This window comes from Shewanella subflava, from assembly GCF_025971955.1.
GTDB classification, from domain to species: domain Bacteria; phylum Pseudomonadota; class Gammaproteobacteria; order Enterobacterales; family Shewanellaceae; genus Shewanella; species Shewanella subflava.
Map to the genome: position 1 here is coordinate 1 of NZ_JAPDMX010000017.1, position 17,119 is coordinate 17,119.

Sequence of the window (17,119 nt, forward strand, 5' to 3'; positions counted from 1 at the left end):
GCTCCAAATTTATCATTGAGCAGGTATTTTCAAATAGTCAGATTAACGATGCGAGGTGTGGTTCGCTAGACGGTTACATTAGTCTCGGCATGGTATGGAGTTACAGTTTATTTTTGGCGAAACAAATTATAACTCCTTACCATGCTGCTCAAAAAGTCATCACGAAAGATCAACACGCCCTAGCTGTAGGGCTTGTTATTATTTGACTCTGGCCAAAAATTACCTATATTTTTATGCCGATAATCGAGAAATGATGGTATGACGTTCGCGATTATCTCTAGTTGACTATGTTGCTTGGGTCTTTGATGTGCCTTTTTAAAAAGATGCGTGCCAGATAGACATTTAGTACGGTGCACAAAAGCTTGCGTTGTTATGGTGAATAGCACTGAATTTACTAAAGCAAGAGTCTACGAAAGGTATTAAGAAGTTAAAGTAATAATAGTGAGGTGTGACGTTTAGTTTCGCTTAGAGGTTATCTTTAACCTAGCCTGAAACAAAGCATGCTCGTATACAGCAATATTAAAGTAATCTCAGTTAGTCGTTGTGAATAAATTAGAGTTGAATCAATGAGTAAACCTAACTAGAATCGGAAATCGGAAATCGGAAATCGGAAATCGGAAATCGGAAATCAGAAGGTAGAGATATTTATGAAAAGAAGCATAATACTTAGTTTTACTTTAGCGATAATCATTATCGCTTCGAATAAACAGGCAGTTGCTAGTGATGATAATTTAAATCATATTTCGCAGAAACTTGAGATAACTTCACAGAAGCTAGTTGGACGAATCGGTGTTGCTGCCCAAGAAATTGGCTCAGGGGAGAGGATCACAGTAAACGGTGATGAAACCTTTGTAATGGCAAGTACCTATAAGGTTGCAATTGCCGTTGCTTTGCTGGACCGTGTCGATAAAGGTGAGCTTAAGCTTTCCGATTTAATTGATGTCCCACAAGAAACCATGGTGACAGGTGACGGTGCTATCGCGGTAAACTTCGTGCACCCAGGTATAAAGTTATCTATTGCTAATTTAATCGAGCCAATGATAACGTTAAGTGACAATACAGCGACAGACATTTGTCTAAAACTTGCAGGAGGACCTGAAGCTGTAACTAAAGTGATGCGAAATATTGGAATTACCGATTTACGCGTTGATAGATATACCAGTGAAATTTTAAGGGATTTCTATGGATTACCTGACAAGGCTTACTCATCTGTACTTGCAAAGGCTCTTGCACAAGATCCATCGCTCGCGGCAAAACAACCACTTAGAAACCTTAAATTCGAACAAGAAGACCTACGTGACCAAAGCTCGCCTAATGCCATGTTGGAATTACTTCTAGCGATTGACAGCGGCAAAGTGTTAAGTGAACAAAGCAGTGAATTTCTAATTGATGTCATGTCACGCACACGCACTGGTGCTGGAAGGTTAAAAGCTCTGTTACCCAAAGGCACGCCCGTTGCCCACAAAACAGGCACCATTGGCGGTGTAGCTAATGACGTAGGATTTATCACATTACCCGATGACAGACGTTTTGCGATTGTGGTTTATACCAAAAGTAGCACTACCTCTGAAGCTGAGAGGGATCGTGCTATTGCGGAAGTGACTCGTACGTTATACGACTTTTATTATTTGCAAGCAAAAAACAAATAATCTTTGTCTTTTTAACGATTAGCTACTTTTGACGCTCAAATAATGAGTGAAAAATTTTTAAGTTCTCTATTAAGGCTTGGGCAATTTAAAAGAGGAAGAGCAATGAAACGGACACAAGTCATTTTAAGCACATTTTTATCAGTGTGTGCTATCGCTATGCCGGCGTTCGCTGTGACCTACGATGTGGTGATTAATAATGGTCGGGTAATAGACCCAGAGACAAAATTCGACGCTGTTGCCAATGTGGGGGTTAAAGACGGGAAAATCGCCGTGATCACCAATAAGCAGATCAAGGGCAAGGAAACGGTCGAGGCCAAGGGAATGGTGGTGGCGCCGGGCTTCATCGACACCCATTTCCATTGGCAGACGCCAATTGGTTACAGAGTCGGTTTGCGCGAAGGCATGACAAGCGCCATGGACTTCGAGGCGGGCTGTGCGGGTTCCTATATCTCGGCCTGGTATAAGGCACGTGAAGGTGTGACCCAGTCCAACTATGGCTGTGCGGTCAGCCACGAGCTTGCCCGCTCGATGGTGCTCGACGGGAGATTGAGCGACGAGATCTACCTGCGAGGTCCCATTGCGGCCCTTGAAGCCCGGAAGAAGTCAGGCTGGAGCGTGACGCGCCCAAATCTGGAACAGGGCAACGCAATTCTTGAAGAGCTGGACAAGGGGCTTCAGGCGGGCGCGCCGGGGATTGGCAGCACCGTAGGTTATATGAGAGAGGGCGTATCTTCCCGCGAGATGTTCGAGGTACAGAAGGTTGCCGCACGCTATGGCCGCCCGACTGGCGCACATACACGCTATACGCTTGGCAATGACACAACAGAGAACAATGGTGCGCAGGAACTCATCGCCAATGCTATGGCGCTAGGAGCCCCAGCGATAGTCCTTCACTTCAACAACCCTGGCTGGCGACTTGCGCATGAAATGATATCGCGGCTTCAGTCTCAGGGATTCAACATTTGGGGTGAAGTTTATCCCTACGCCGCGGGCTCCACCACGGTGAACGCCTCATTCCTGCAGCCGGACAGTTGGGTCGAGCAGATGGGCAACCGCTATGAGGATACTGTACAGGATCCGGTCACGGGTAAGTTCTACACCTTGGAGACATTCAAGGCCGACACAGCTTCCAATCCGACCAAGCCGATCGTGGTATTCAAGATGCCCGCCGAAGATCCACCGAAGTGGCTGACGCTGAAAGGCGTGACCGTGGCCAGCGACGCGCTTGGCGCCGAACCGTACTTTGGCCCGTGGGATATCCCGCTGGAGAAGATTGGCAACATGCACCCCCGTGCGGCTGGTACCCGAGGCGCGACAATCCGCCTTGGTCGTGAGCATAACATCCCGATAATGCAGCTGATTTCAATCCTCAGCTACAACGCGGCCAAGCATCTGGGCGATACGGGTTTGAAAGCGATGCAAGAACGTGGTCGTATCCAGAAAGGCATGGTTGCTGATATCGTGGTGTTTGACCCCGAACACTTCACTGACAATGCGACGTACGAGAAAGGCGCTCTCCCGTCGACCGGCATGAAAGCGGTGCTCGTTAACGGTCAGGTTGCACTGCGAGACGATAAAGTGCTTCCGGTTTTTGCAGGCCAGCCGATCCGGTTTGAACCCGAAGCCAAGCCACGCTTCGAGCCAATATCGTTAGAGGGGTGGAATGCACAGTTCTCCACCGGGATGCCAGATACCTTCACTGGTGCTTTTCCTAAGGACGGCGGAAAGTGATAGGGGCACGCTTATTGGTATCTCTCTGTGTTGCGGCCTTGTTGGCCGCAACACAGGCTTCGGCTGAAGCCAAGGCGATAGCATTCGCCGACCTTGTGGATCCTCAGGCTACCGTCTTCGAAGATCCTTTCAAAGACATGGGACATGAGTTGCTCAATGAGTTGAAGCTGGTATTGGAGCTGGATGAGAAGCTCTCGCAAAATTCCCTTACCGAAGATGAGCGCACCCGACTCAAAGAGCGGCGCAAAGCGGCGAAGGACTTGCTTGAAATCAACGGTAAGGATGTCGATGCACTATTAGCTCAGCGCTGGGACGTTGCCAGAAAGCGGCAGAACGCGCTTATCGCTACGAACCCCGTTTGGGATGGGGCCGAGGTTGAGCTGTCGGGCTATTTGATTCCGGCTCCGCAGGGTGCAGATGGTAACTTCTACGGTTATCTCGTCCCCCAAGTAGGTATGTGCAGTCATCACACGTCCCCCCCGCCTAATCAACTCGTGCGAGTGAGGTTGCCGGACGACCCTAAGAGTCAATCTCTTTATGCACCGGCTCGAGTCTCTGGGCGGCTCCGAGTAGAAGCAAGCGACGCCACGATATTCGTCCTAGATGGAGAGTCACGCATGATCAGTAGCTGGACGCTATACGCCATTACTGTCGACCGCGGGGAAGATGTGGCCGGGAAAGGTGTTGTTGGCGCGTCCTAGAAAGCCGTCAGCATAGGAAACTGAGTGCTGAGATGAAATGCGCTATTATGCTATACCGTAATAATCGCTCGATAAACTTGCCAAGGCTACCTAAGGAACAGCTGTTGCCGTAAAAACTGGCAATATATTAGCGGTGTCGACAAAAACATGGCATTTTTTGACAAGTTGATGGCCGGCTGTTTTGTTGTAGTAAACCCCCATTGGAGGATAACATCAGAAACTGATCGCGATAGAACCATTGCAAAATTTACTAGGTCCTTATAAGACTTTTATTATTTACAGCCATAGATCAAGTTCAACTATTAATATTTAAAAGAGAAGAAATATGAAACAAGTCGAACAGAAAAAAAGGAAATTATTACTTGGTGTAGTAATTTCATCATTATTTGCAATGCAGCCCGCATGTGCACAGAAAAACCAACAGTCCATGACAAAGGAAGAGGGCCAAGCAACCTTCAATGCCGTCGTTGCCGATGTCGATAAACTGATCAAAGAAATGCGCATACCGGGACTTGCTGTCGGTGTCATCCATGGGGGCAACACCTACAGCGCCGGTCTGGGTGTCACCAAGGTAGGCACCGACGAGGCCGTTACTCCTGATACACAATTTCAAATTGGCTCTGTGACAAAGACCTTCCTTTCAACGCTGGCCATGCAGCAATCCGAACAGGGCATTCTGGATTTAAACGCTCGTGTCGTCGACATTCTGCCGTGGTGGAGGGTTTCAGATCCCGTGGCGACGTCTAAAGCGCGGGTGGTTGACCTATTCCACCATCGTGCTGGCTGGTATGGCGACCATGGGTTCCTTCGTGTTCCTGAAGGTGGCTCGATATCCGAGAAGGTCATGCTCCAAGGGGCTTACGTTCAACAGCTCTATCCGTTCGATCAAACATGGATGTACAACAACACCAGTATCACCTTCGCGACCCATGTAGTGTCGCATGCCGGCGGAAAGCCGATAGAGACCCTAATAGAAGAGAATCTGTTAACTCCTCTGGGCATGAATTCGTCATCCTTTAATTACGACGCCACCCCGCCGGCTAAAGATTACGCATGGGGTCATCCGCCAATCTACGGGGAAGGCAGCATTAATGATCTCAAGCCGTACTACATCCCGTTGATTAGAGAGTCCGCAGCCTCCGGTGCACTCCGCTCTACAGTAACCGACATGCTGAAATACGCCCGCTTTCAGCTGGACGGTAAGGACGCATCTGGCAAGCAGTTGTTGTCTAAAAAAGCACTGGACTACGCTCACGCACCTGCAGTCGAGGCTGAGACCGGTGACTTTACCGGACTGACGTGGTTCGTCCACGACTACAACGGGGTAACCAGTCCTAGTCACGGGGGCAATTGGCCCGGTACGCGTTCTTTTCTGCAGCTGATCCCAGACCGCGACTTTGCCGTGGTGGTTTTGGTTCACAGCGATCGCGGAGCCGAGGCTTACAAAAAAGTGGCTAACGCAATGGTCAAAGCCTTCACGAAAATCGAGTCTAATTCTCCGGTCGCTGCGGGCGTTGATTCGTCTATTCTCGACCCCTTCGTCGGCGTCTTTAAGGGCAATTCGCAAAACATCGAGATCCGCAAAGAGGGCGACAAATATGTGTTTGTCCAGTTCTCAGCATTGACTAATGGAGCAGATCCTGCGCCCGCCAATGTGGCCAACACGGCCGAGGGTTATTTTATCATCACCGAAGGCCCAAATAAGGGAGCGCTCGGTGAATTGCTCAAAGACCCGTCTGGCGAACTCAACTACGTTCGATTCAACCACCGGATCTTTATTCGCGGCGACGGGGCGGTCGACGAGTTCGACCTCTCCGGATCGGTATTCGACAAATAACCGGGTCGGCAATAGCCTCGGATTCGGCGGAGGGGGCGATCCTGCATAGCGCAGATTGAACTCTCCGCCGTACCCACTGAGTCGACAGTAGGAGAAATACAATGCGGAAACTATCGCTTAAGAACGTGACTGCGGCGCTTGTCGTCGCTGTGAGCTTCGCACTGCCGGCGGCTGCTCAAGAACCCTCCGGTCCAATCCTATTTACTAATGTAAACGTATTTGACGGGGTTAATGCAGATCTGATCAAGAATGCTAATGTCGTCGTGACGGGCAACAAGATCACTTCCGTCTCGACGGAGCCCCTTGCTGTTGCGGGTGGCATGGTAATCGACGGAGGCGGGCGCACGCTGATGCCGGGTTTAACGGACTGTCATTGGCACAATATGGCGGCTTATATGGGGGCGGACGTGTTTACCGCTGGTTTGGGCAGGCTGAATCTCGTGGCGGCCGATGGGGCGGAAAAGACGCTTATGCGGGGTTTTACCTCGGTTAGGGACCCGGGCGGCCCTGTATTTGAGCTCAAGGAGGCGATCGACGAGGGGTTATTCCCCGGCCCCCGAATTTACGCTGCGGGCGCAATGATATCCCAGACGTCGGGCCATGCCGATTTCCGCCGGCCGATCGATATACCACAGAGCTATTCGCGGGATCTTACCCCGCTGGAAGTTGCGGCGTCGGTCTCTATTGCCGATGGCAGGGCGCAAGTCATGCAGCGCGTGCGTGAGAATCTAATGCGGGGGGCAGCCTTCATTAAGTTGATGGGCGGAGGCGGGGTTGCATCTCCCTCGGATCCGCTTGATGTCTCGCAATATACTGTTGGCGAAATCGAAGCAGCGGTGGAAGTGGCCGAGAACTGGGGCACCTACGTGACGGTTCATTCCTACTCTGCGAAGGCAATCCAGAACGCAATCCGAGGTGGAGTGCGTAATGTTGAGCATGGCCAGATGATTGACAAAGAAACCGCCAAGCTGATGCAGAAGACGGATACTTCGGTCTGCCTCCAGCCCTTCTATGACGATGAGGACGCGGTTCCATTTCCACCTGGCTCGTTTCAGCAGGGTAAGTATCACGAGATGATTTCTGGGACCGATACAGCGTTCGAATTGGCGAAGAAATACGACTTGCTCTTCGGATTCGGTACCGACACTCAAGGTATGCCTGCGCTCGTCGAACGTCAGGGAGCGATGTTGGCGAAGCTCACGCGCTATTTCAAACCGTGGGAAGTGCTGAAGATTGCGACGAGCCAGAACTATCAGATCTTCAAGCGCTCCGGTCCGCGCGATCCCTACCCCGGTGAGAACGGTGTGGTTCGTGAGGGCGCTTATGCCGATCTGCTTCTGGTCGACGGTAATCCGCTCGAGAACATCGACTTGATTGCCGACCCGCACAAGAACTTCGTCTTGATCATGAAAGACGGCAAGATCTACAAAAACACTTTAAATTAAAAATGTTTTATGAATCAAAACTGTGTTAAGCCAACAAAATTCAAAAGGAATAGGTCGATGAAAAAATACGAAAGTGACAAAAACTTAACTAACCGTCGAAATGTACTCAAGATTCTCGGTTTGAGCTCGGCAGCAATAATGACGACAGGTATAGGAAATGCTTTTGCTACCGGAAATAGTGTAAAAGCCAGCGCAGGTGCTTTATCAACAGCAGGCAAGTCAAAAAAATTACGTGTTTCTTGTGTTGGTTTTTTCCATGAAAGCAACACCTACCTCACTGAAGGCATGGGCGAAACTGAACTCGACAGTATGCGTGTTTTCCGGGGGGATCAGATCAAGGCGGCACTAAAAGGGACGGCCATTGGTGGGCCTGTGGATGTCTGTGAGGAAGAGGGCTGGGATTTGGTTCCGGGCGTCGTATATTACATAGATTCGTCCTTTAGCACGGTGAGCGATCAGGCGTGGAAAGATGCGAAAAAGGATATCATGGACACGCTGAAAGCCCAGTTACCGCTGGACATGGTATACCTTTGTGTTCACGGTGGCGGTATGGTGAAGAGCACTCCCGATCTCGAAGGAGACTTAGCTGAGTCGGTCAGAGCGCTGGTTGGAAAGGACACAATGATAGTCTGGTCTGGCGACCTGCACGGTAAGATTACCGATAAAATGAAGGACAACATGAACTTCTTCAGCGCCTGTAAAGAGTATCCTCATATGGATATGAATGCCGCTGGCCGTGATGCAATGTATCGTGGTGCTGCAATCTTAGCAGGAGAATCGCGTCCAACTGTTGCCTATCACAAAGTGCCACTGCTGATGCCGATGAGCAATACCGAAGAGCAGGGCAGCTTTGCCAATCGACTTAAAGAAAAATGCATCGAAATCGAAAAGCGTCCAGATGTTATCAATTGCTCTGTTATGCATGGTTTCCCATACCAAGACAGCGATTTTTGTGGTGTGTTCCCGATGGTGACTACTGAAAATAATCCGCAACTGGCACAAGATCTGGTGGACGACCTAGCGAAGTGGATATGGGATCATAGGAAAGAATCACTTCTTGAACTAAATGATATCGGCAAAACCATGAGTACTGTGCTGGCCATGCTCGCCAAGGATGGACACTATGTACGCCAACCACCCACGAAAGGCGGTATCGTTGATCATGCTCCGATTGTGATTGGAGATGCTGCAGATAATCCCGGTGGTGGTGCAGGTGGATCAGGAACATATCTGCTCAGAGCCTTGTTGGAAACCAAAGGTTTGGGCAAAGTCGTGTTAATGTCCATACATGATCCGGAAACAGCAAAGGCCGCTGTCGCCGCTGGTGTTGGCGCGACAATCGATGTCAGCCTCGGTGGCAAGTTTGAGAAATTGGCAGGCGAACCCATTAAAACCAAAGCCTATGTTAAGTCTATTTCGGATGGCAATGAGATTGTTCGCGGTGGGACTGCTTACAACGCCCCATTCGAGCTTGGCCCTACCGTAAGATTGGTCATCGAAGCTGAGAATACGGTAGATGTTATTGTTATTTCTGGTCTTTGTCAGGCTTATGATGATACGCAGGGCCGCCCACATGGTATCGCCATTCAAGAGTATGACGTTATTGGTGTCAAAAGCGGAATGCACTATCAAGCTTTTTATAATAACTTCACAGACAAGATACTGATCGTGGATGTCCCCGGGACCACTAGTCGCGATGTAACTCTGTTCGAGCATACCCAGTTAACAATGCCTATGTATCCTTTGGATAAAAGCGCAACGTTTAATATATGACCAACGGAGCGCCGAACCTAACTTACCTCAGCTGCGCATAAGAAAATAATAATAGAAGGGAACTAAAAGCCCTTGTCGTGATCTGATCTTTTGACCAAAAAATCACAGCTCACAAAGGACAAGGGCATGGATGAGTTAGAGGCTATTTTCGTTGATGTCGATGACTTTTTTGTGTGCTCTAGATGCATCCTCTGGCCGCCGTTTGCACAAGCTCATGGTCTGGATAGTGAATCATATCTGACCGTTGTTCTCGATATTCTTAATTGATATCTTTACCTTTGCTGAGATGTTTTATCATTATCATCTGGTACTTTAAATCGACTACGCAGCCCGGAAGCCCTGTCGCAGTTGTGGGTAATTGAGCAGGTATTTTCAAATAATCAAATTAACGATGCGAGGTGTGGTTCGCTAGACGGTTACGATGCAGGAAGCCAAAGACGAGACATTTATCTATGCGCTTAAATCGTCGTCATGGATAAAACCAAATTGATTTGACAATTTTTCACTTCAATCATATAGTCAATCTTAGTTAGCAATTGCAGGTTATGAGTATGCATTATCGATGCAAGCTAATGAATTTAAACGACTTATTTTATATTTGATACGGAAGCCTTGGGTTCAAATCCCTATCTCTCCGCCATATTCTAAAGCAAAAAAGCCATTGATAATCAATGGCTTTTTTGCTTTCTAGCATTTGAAAAATCATATTCTCAGGCCAAAAACGGATGACTGAGACATATGTACTTATTTCGCGCCACAAATTGTACCTATTACACCCGCATGGTGTTGCCTACTTATCTACGTGATAAAGGCTTTTCTGCCGACATTAAAGTATCACTTCTTACTAAGCAACGTTCTATCGCTATTGGTCGAAACCTTGTGATAGCAGGCATTTTACGGCCTTTAATCAGTAGCTTAACTCCACAATCTAATGCCGATGAGTTTAAAGCGTTAGTTAACATACAGATTAATGATGCCCGACAGGGCTTTATTAGCAAAACTGATACACAAGACGAGCAGGCTAAACCTATTAGTGAACTGACCTCGTTTATCCCAACTCGACCGACCGAATTGACTGAGACAATTGACTCACATCCCTATCGCACAAGTTCAAAGTTAACTAGGGTGGGTCATAATAAAAATGTAATAAAATCAGAAGATAACGTTTTGTTGAGTGAGGCGCTAACAAAGTTTATCGCCTCCAAACAAAAGCAGATTGTCTCAGCCTTAACGGTAAAGCAGCTTAATCAACGTATAGGTCACTTTATTGAACGCACTCATTTAGATTATGTCTGCGCTATAACAAGCGCTGAAGCAATGGAATACAAAGACTTTTTATTAGAGGAGGGCAGAAGCCATAAAAGTAACAAAGACTACCTGGCTGCTGTGTCGCAATTCTTTAAATGGTGCAAACTCATGCGCTACACCACTGAAAACCCGTTTGATGAAGTCAAGCTGACTAAACCTGCTAATCAAGCTGGTCACGATTTAGCGCGTTTGCGCTGGCAACCTAGCCAGATTAAGCAGGTTTTAAACTCCACCGCCTTTATCGACAAAAGCCATGACTTTAAATGGATAACGCTACTCATGATGTATGGCGGCTTACGCCCAGCAGAGGCATGCCAGCTGCATATTCATGATATTGAAGTTAAAGACGGTATCGACTTGATGAACATCACTAACGCCAGTGCAGGCCAACAACTCAAGACAGAGCAATCAAAACGAAAAGTACCGATACACCAGCAACTGACTGAACTTGGGTTTATGGATTTTGTAAAAAGTCGCACTGACCGGACATCAAAAACAAAGCCGATATTTAACTATAAACCTAGTCATGATGGTAACTGGTCACATAGCTTTTGCCGTGAGTTTGGCAAATTGCTTGACCAACTTAACTTCACAGCAGGCAAACGCCCAACAGCTTATTCATTTAGACACACTTTTATTGATGAGCTTAAACAAGGTCAAATAGAAGAATCATTAGTGGCACAAATTGTCGGTCATGCTTATCAAAACATCACTTATGGACGATACGGCAAAAAGTTTGATGTTAAAACGCTCAAACCAGTCATTGATAGCATTCAATTTGAGCTAATTATTTCGCCAGAGTCCTTAAAATTAACCTATTAATCGCAAAATCTGAGCGAATTTAAAACCATAAATATGCTCAAAATAACGCAAAGAAAGCGCTGAGAAATCATTTGACGATGATTTCTCAGAGACTTTTGTCATCTCTATGGGCAAAAATAATCACTGAAAATGGCTCAAAAATACCCATCCGACACAAAATTAACGACATATACGCAAAATGAGACTGAAAATGGGCTTTTAGCGGGTTTAAGGCATCAGTCAGGTTCGAACAACACTAAACATTTCGCTACACCAGAGAGCGAGCAGTTTTGAGAAATTAAATGTTTCGCACTGTATGAGAGTAAAAAATATACTAAAACTGCTGTATTTAATTCTTAGCTTGTTTATGCCCATAAAAATGCAACTAAGAGCCTACAGGAGCTGTTTTTAAGCCCTAATTGGCAGGTTTATCTCATCAACAGTGTGTTAATTGAATATTGATAACAACAATAAAAAGCTTTCAAGATTAGCCCACTTAAAAAGTGGGACAAGATAGTAACCCGGTACGCTCCTATCCCACTTTTGTTCCAAAAGGTCGGATAGGAGCTACGGGCAAGGGGAGAACCCCTTAACCCCAACAGCCACATGCTGCGCATGTGAAAAAGTCAAAAGCGTGAAAGATAAAATCAATATGTACACTTTTATGTGGTACGCACTGTTTTTATGTACAGTTATAATGGGATTTCATCGATTTACGCTAAAAAACGATTTAAAATCGTTCTTTAGTTGTATCGTATTAAAAATAGAAAAATCGTAATTATCTGATATTAATGCCTTTAATTTTTCTGGCAGTGACCACAAACTCGACTTTACGCGCAAGCTCGGTTTGTTTTGTCTGTTAGGCACAATTAATTGCTTTACTTCAATAAGATAGCAAATGTAGGATTGATATTAATCAATAACTTATACTGTCGATTTTATTGTGCGAGTCGTTCAATAAGTGTTGAGTTTTTTAAATCACTATACCAAGGAGGGGGTCGAAAGCGATATGTCAGAAGATATTTTGAGTTATATAAACTATAGGCATGTGTTTGATATTAAAGAAGATACAGATACCGACTATAGATGCCCTAGCTGTGGTGGTTCTCTACGATGTGAGAAAGGAGATATTCGATATAGGGAGACTTTAGAGTCTAAGTCACTTAGGCACGATGAGTGTTGGGAGCATGATTGGGTCGAGTATAATTTTAGCGCTTCTCTAATATGTAAAAGTTGCCATGAAATAGTATACTGTATTGGTGTCGGTAGTCTCACAGGCTTATCGATATATGGTAGCGAAGAAGACTTGGCGAAACTTGAACCAGAAGATTGGGTTTCAAGAGACTTTATTCCCAAGTACTTCGTACCTCCTTTAAAACTTATTCAAATTCCAGATGCTTGTCCAGATGCAGTAAAAGAAGATATAAATAACTCATTTGCTTTGGCATTTTGTGATTTTTCAGCATCAGGTAACAAAATAAGATCAGCGCTAGAAAAGCTAACTCTGGACTTATTGCCAGGTTCTACGGCTACATTTCATAAACGACTTGAAGATCTAAATCAGATAGATCAAGAGGCCTCGGATATCTTAATGTCTATAAAATGGCTGGGGAATGAAGCAAGTCATGAATCTAGCCTGCAGCAATTTGATCTAGCTTACGCATTTGACGCACTGAGTTATGCCTTAATACGTATTTATGACGATGGTCCCAAAAGGATTCGGGGGTTTTCTAGAATGATAAATTCTCAAAAGGGATCTATTGCTAAAACTTAACAAACGCATATGAACACAGCCTTCGGCTGCTGGGACGTCTTACACTTCGCTCGTTCCTCGCTGCGTTTCAGTCGCCCATATGTGGGCATTATTTGTGCAGGAGTTTAGCCTTGATAGAAGAATATACAAAAGAATATTGGCTAAATGAATTGAGAGAGTCCGCGAAATTCTTAGAGAGCTTATACCGCACAACAGTGTGGGATAATCAACTTGAATTCAAAACAGAAAAAGCTGTATTTCTTGGTTGTTACGCAATTCGTAAATTGAAAGAGAGTAAATTACTCAGTACGGAGCTATCAGGTTTTAATACTAGTTTAATTTCACACCCTATTAAAACTGATCATGAAAGTGAAGACGATGACAAATGGTCTAAAAAATATCACTTTGGGCAAAGTGATAAACATGAACTAGCTTTGGAAAGGTTATGTAATCAATTTATCCATAGCAAAATATATTCTCCATTTGTACCTGGAGGTTCAGGTTGCATGGGCTTCTTTTTTGCTTCGGATAAAGAGTATAAAAAACGAGTTTACTATGTTCAGCTTATAAAAATCGTCAGTGTCTTTTTAAGTGTTGTACAAAATAAAAAAGTTAATTTAGAGCTTGAGGTTAAAGGAGCTAATATTAGTGCCGTAAACCTAGCAATGCACACACAATAAGGCATTAGCCACTCAAGGAAGAACTATGGTTACCATGAAAATCTTTGCCGATTACTGTCAGTTCTATTTCATGGACCTAGAGCTTTGTCCGCTAATCCCTGATGAAATAACAGATAAAGACATGGATAATCGTTATCGGGTCGCTGACGGTATTGTCGTAATTCACACTCAAGAGCCTCAATATGTCAGCGTCACGGTAAAAGTAACTGGGTCAGCTCCAATCCCAAGCGAATCAACTAAGCACCTAATTCAAGTTCCGATCAGAATACCTTCTGGAAAGTTTGCAATCCTTGGCAGCACTGAATCACTTGAAGGATGCAATGTTGTGCTTCTTCCGGCCGGCAATTACTCAGCACATATACAATATGAGCAAACCGATACAGGCCAGGAGGAATTTACTATTTCACTGCAACCAATAAATATGGCGGGCTAAACAGTCCGAGTCATTGCGGCGAACAAGATACTATGACTTTCTTGACAATCTAATCGATAAATATTTAAATGTCATATATAGACTACGAATGTTCACTTTCTGAGATGTGTTTTTTCGATTAATTATTGATTTTAATGTATTTTAAATTTTATTTATGGCGAATTCCTTGGGTTCAAATCCCTATCCCTCCGCCATATTAAATACGAAAGAAGCCGTTGATTATCAACGGCTTTTTTTGTTTTTGGCGTTAGAGAGGCTTTCCAAGAGGATTGACTCAGACAATGTACCCGCTTTTCACATGAGCAGAGCCCCCAATAACGTGTATTTCACACGTATCTGTTTAGCCAAATCGTTACGCGATAAAGGCTTTCTTTTCGATATTATAGTTTCTTTGTTGACTTGCGACAGAGCAGAAGCCATTTCTTGTTAAAAAGGTCGCAGTATTATTGTTTGCACACTGAAAAGAATCATTAATTCAATAGACCATAAAATCCGTATAAATGACTTTATTCGTTACGTAGATGAAGTGATAAACATGATTAGAGCTGAGTTTGATAAAAACAATTCAGCCACCAAAAACAAAGAATCTAAAGTTGGACAGCTTGATATGATATAGCTAATATGAATCTGTCCAAAAGGGTCATGAGTCTCCTAAATCACGACTTGAGAATCCTGAGTGCTGCGATTGGCGCAAGCGATCAGCAGCTCTGCTAGGCATTTGGATTATTTTCGATTTCGCGCTTATTCAAATAGATGCAAACAGGGAGTGATGCATACCATGAAATAGAAGACAATTGCCGGCGTCATCGCCATCAATTCAGCCCTCTACACCACTGACAAGAGGGCAGGCGCATTACAAGAGCGCGTCAAATGTCACCCCAGGTGCGGTGCTGATGAACACCAAGAAGCCTGAGCTAGAGTTCGAGGCGAAAGTTCGATCCGAAAGTGCTATCCCACGGATGAGTGGAAAGGAGTAGTAAGATGAAGAATATTTTTCCCGTTGATTTACCAAGAGATTTTTATTATATGGCTCTTCAGATGCCAGAAGATGTCCAAAAGGCAATTTATTCAAGAATTGGTGAAGCTGTTGTCAAAAAAGAATGGGAACATGCAGTTGATATTAAATTTAATGTCAAAGATATAAATTTCATCGCATATTCGTTTTACAAGGCTGCAAAGCCTATCAAAAAGCCATTTAAAGATTCAGGATTAGAAGAAATTTTCAAGCCATTTCAGACAACCTATTTAGAGGTTAATAAAGGGGTTGATGTTAAGGCTGCTTATAGAGTCAGTACTGCCGGTGACTTGATCATGGCTAAGTACATTAATGAGTCTAAAGACTTCATATATAGTGAAGTTGAGAACCACATATTTGGTGCAGATTTTAAATTTGCCAACTTGGAATCAACTATTACTGATCAAAAAATTGAAAACCTGGTCTTTAAGGATTTAAATAACACCCCAAAGATTAATATTACAAAATCAGAGTTTAGAGCATTAGTTTCTCACAACGAGAGACAATTCGATCTTGTTGACTTGGCCAATAACCACATTCTTGATTCTGGTGATAATGGTATTCAATTAACTTTTGATGCATTAAAAGAAGACGGTATTGGTTTTATCGGTGCTTATGAATCAGAAGAAGCAAGTAAACAAATCGTTACTCGAAATATTGGTGATGTGAAAGTTGGGTTTATCAACCATACTTTTGGTGTAAATGGCAAAGAATTCCCGAAAGGAAAAGAGTGGTTGGTCGATATGACCGCTTTCCATGCCAGTGATAATCCGGATATCTCAAAAATCATTTCACAGATAAAACGGGCAAAGGCTGAATGTGAATTAGTCTTTGTCGTACTCCATTGGGGCTTGGAACATGAATTGTTCCCTCAACCCGCGCAACGTAAATGGGCTCAGGCCTTTGCTGATGCAGGAGCAGATGTAATTATTGGCCATCATCCCCATGTCATTCAACCGTTTGAATTACTGACCACCGCTGACGCTAAAAAAGTTCCCGTACTTTATAGCGTTGGTAACTTAACTCCTCCAGGTGGTTCTGCACATGCTGCGTTAAGCTTCATTGCAAACTTCACGGTTGCGAGACAAGCAGACGGAAAAGCATTAATTACCGAACTGGCTGCATCACCAACTGTCTTCGTTGAGCAAAGGGGAGACGTGACCAGGGCATTATTGATCCCTTTAGGTAAGCTCAATCGACTCGATTTAGATGAAGATACACGTAAGTTTGTTGATGAAGTGAATGACAGTGCCAAAGTCATCTTTGGTGATCAATACTTAGAAGATGGTTTAGATAAGATGCAGATTATGAATTAACTCTTATCAATGAACCCTGCTAAAAACATGAGTCTATAAGCTCATGATACATTCCCGTGACCGACCAGCCTCCCTGGCGGTCACATCAAGGTTACAAGCTACTTTTGTTGAGCTAAGCGCTGCAACTGCCTTGTTTCATTGTCCAAGCTACCAAAGCGCAGCTAACGGTGGCAAGTTTCATCCATCCACTGTGCGAACGCGAAGGCGAGGTACTTACGTTGGATGTTTTGCACCTTAGTCCGGCACTGTCAAACCGAATGCTCATTAGTGGTACAAATTGTCAGTCATGCTCATCAAAACATCACATACGGACGTTACGGCAAAAAGTTTGATGTCAAAACACTCAAACCTGTCATTGATAGCATTCAATTTGAGCTAATTATTTCCAGAGCGCTTAAGATTAAGCCATTAATCGCAAAACCTTAGCGTATTGAGTGCCGTCAATATGCTCAAATAACGCAATGAAAGTGCTAAGAAATCGTATTGATGGTGATTTATTCAGAGACTTTTGTCATCTCTAGGGGCAAAAATAATCACAGAAAATGGCTCAACAATACCAATTCGACACTAATTAACGACATTAGCGCAAAATATGACTGTAAAGTAAGCGGTCAATAAACCCCACATACCAATAATACTCACGCTTTAATATAGTACCTTTTTCACCGGAGGTACTA

At 44.7% G+C, this 17,119-nt stretch carries 11 protein-coding genes and 1 pseudogene; all 12 read left to right on the forward strand.

Features of this window, described 5'->3' with window-relative positions; translation table 11 throughout:
• Positions 1–206 (forward strand): annotated as a pseudogene (locus OHT75_RS07675) (hypothetical protein); the annotation flags it as partial.
• Positions 207–647: 441 nt separating this feature from the next.
• Positions 648–1,649 carry a class A beta-lactamase gene (gene bla / locus OHT75_RS07680; RefSeq protein ID WP_264725909.1) on the forward strand — a complete coding sequence of 334 codons (1,002 nt, stop codon included), beginning with the start codon at positions 648–650 and terminating at the stop codon, positions 1,647–1,649.
• A 102-nt stretch (positions 1,650–1,751) separates the two neighbouring features.
• Entirely contained in the window at positions 1,752–3,380 is a 1,629-nt protein-coding gene (locus tag OHT75_RS07685; RefSeq protein WP_264725910.1) for an amidohydrolase family protein, read from the forward strand.
• Positions 3,377–4,081, forward strand: a complete 705-nt coding sequence (locus OHT75_RS07690) for a DUF3299 domain-containing protein (RefSeq protein ID WP_264725911.1) — start codon at positions 3,377–3,379, stop codon at positions 4,079–4,081. Before OHT75_RS07685 ends, OHT75_RS07690 begins: the two co-directional genes overlap by 4 nt.
• A 325-nt stretch (positions 4,082–4,406) precedes the next feature.
• Positions 4,407–5,918, forward strand: a complete 1,512-nt coding sequence (locus OHT75_RS07695) for a serine hydrolase domain-containing protein (RefSeq protein ID WP_264725912.1) — start codon at positions 4,407–4,409, stop codon at positions 5,916–5,918.
• A gap of 101 nt (positions 5,919–6,019) precedes the next feature.
• Positions 6,020–7,363, forward strand: coding sequence for a metal-dependent hydrolase family protein (locus tag OHT75_RS07700; protein WP_264725913.1), 1,344 nt, complete (start codon positions 6,020–6,022; stop codon positions 7,361–7,363).
• A gap of 57 nt (positions 7,364–7,420) precedes the next feature.
• Positions 7,421–9,136: a M81 family metallopeptidase gene (locus OHT75_RS07705; protein ID WP_264725914.1), complete on the forward strand. Its 1,716-nt coding sequence runs from the start codon at positions 7,421–7,423 to the stop codon at positions 9,134–9,136.
• A gap of 738 nt (positions 9,137–9,874) precedes the next feature.
• Complete coding sequence (locus OHT75_RS07710) at positions 9,875–11,266, forward strand: tyrosine-type recombinase/integrase (RefSeq protein WP_264725915.1); 1,392 nt, start codon at positions 9,875–9,877, stop codon at positions 11,264–11,266.
• 988 nt (positions 11,267–12,254) lie between these two features.
• Positions 12,255–13,019 carry a DUF4145 domain-containing protein gene (locus OHT75_RS07715; protein ID WP_264725916.1) on the forward strand — a complete coding sequence of 255 codons (765 nt, stop codon included), beginning with the start codon at positions 12,255–12,257 and terminating at the stop codon, positions 13,017–13,019.
• A 110-nt stretch (positions 13,020–13,129) separates the two neighbouring features.
• Positions 13,130–13,678 carry a hypothetical protein gene (locus OHT75_RS07720; RefSeq protein ID WP_264725917.1) on the forward strand — a complete coding sequence of 183 codons (549 nt, stop codon included), beginning with the start codon at positions 13,130–13,132 and terminating at the stop codon, positions 13,676–13,678.
• Positions 13,679–13,703: 25 nt separating this feature from the next.
• On the forward strand, positions 13,704–14,111 hold the full coding sequence (locus OHT75_RS07725) for a hypothetical protein (protein ID WP_264725918.1): 408 nt from the start codon (positions 13,704–13,706) through the stop codon (positions 14,109–14,111).
• A 981-nt stretch (positions 14,112–15,092) separates the two neighbouring features.
• Positions 15,093–16,442, forward strand: a complete 1,350-nt coding sequence (locus tag OHT75_RS07730) for a CapA family protein (RefSeq protein ID WP_264725919.1) — start codon at positions 15,093–15,095, stop codon at positions 16,440–16,442.
• The last annotated feature ends 677 nt before the right edge of the window (positions 16,443–17,119 follow it).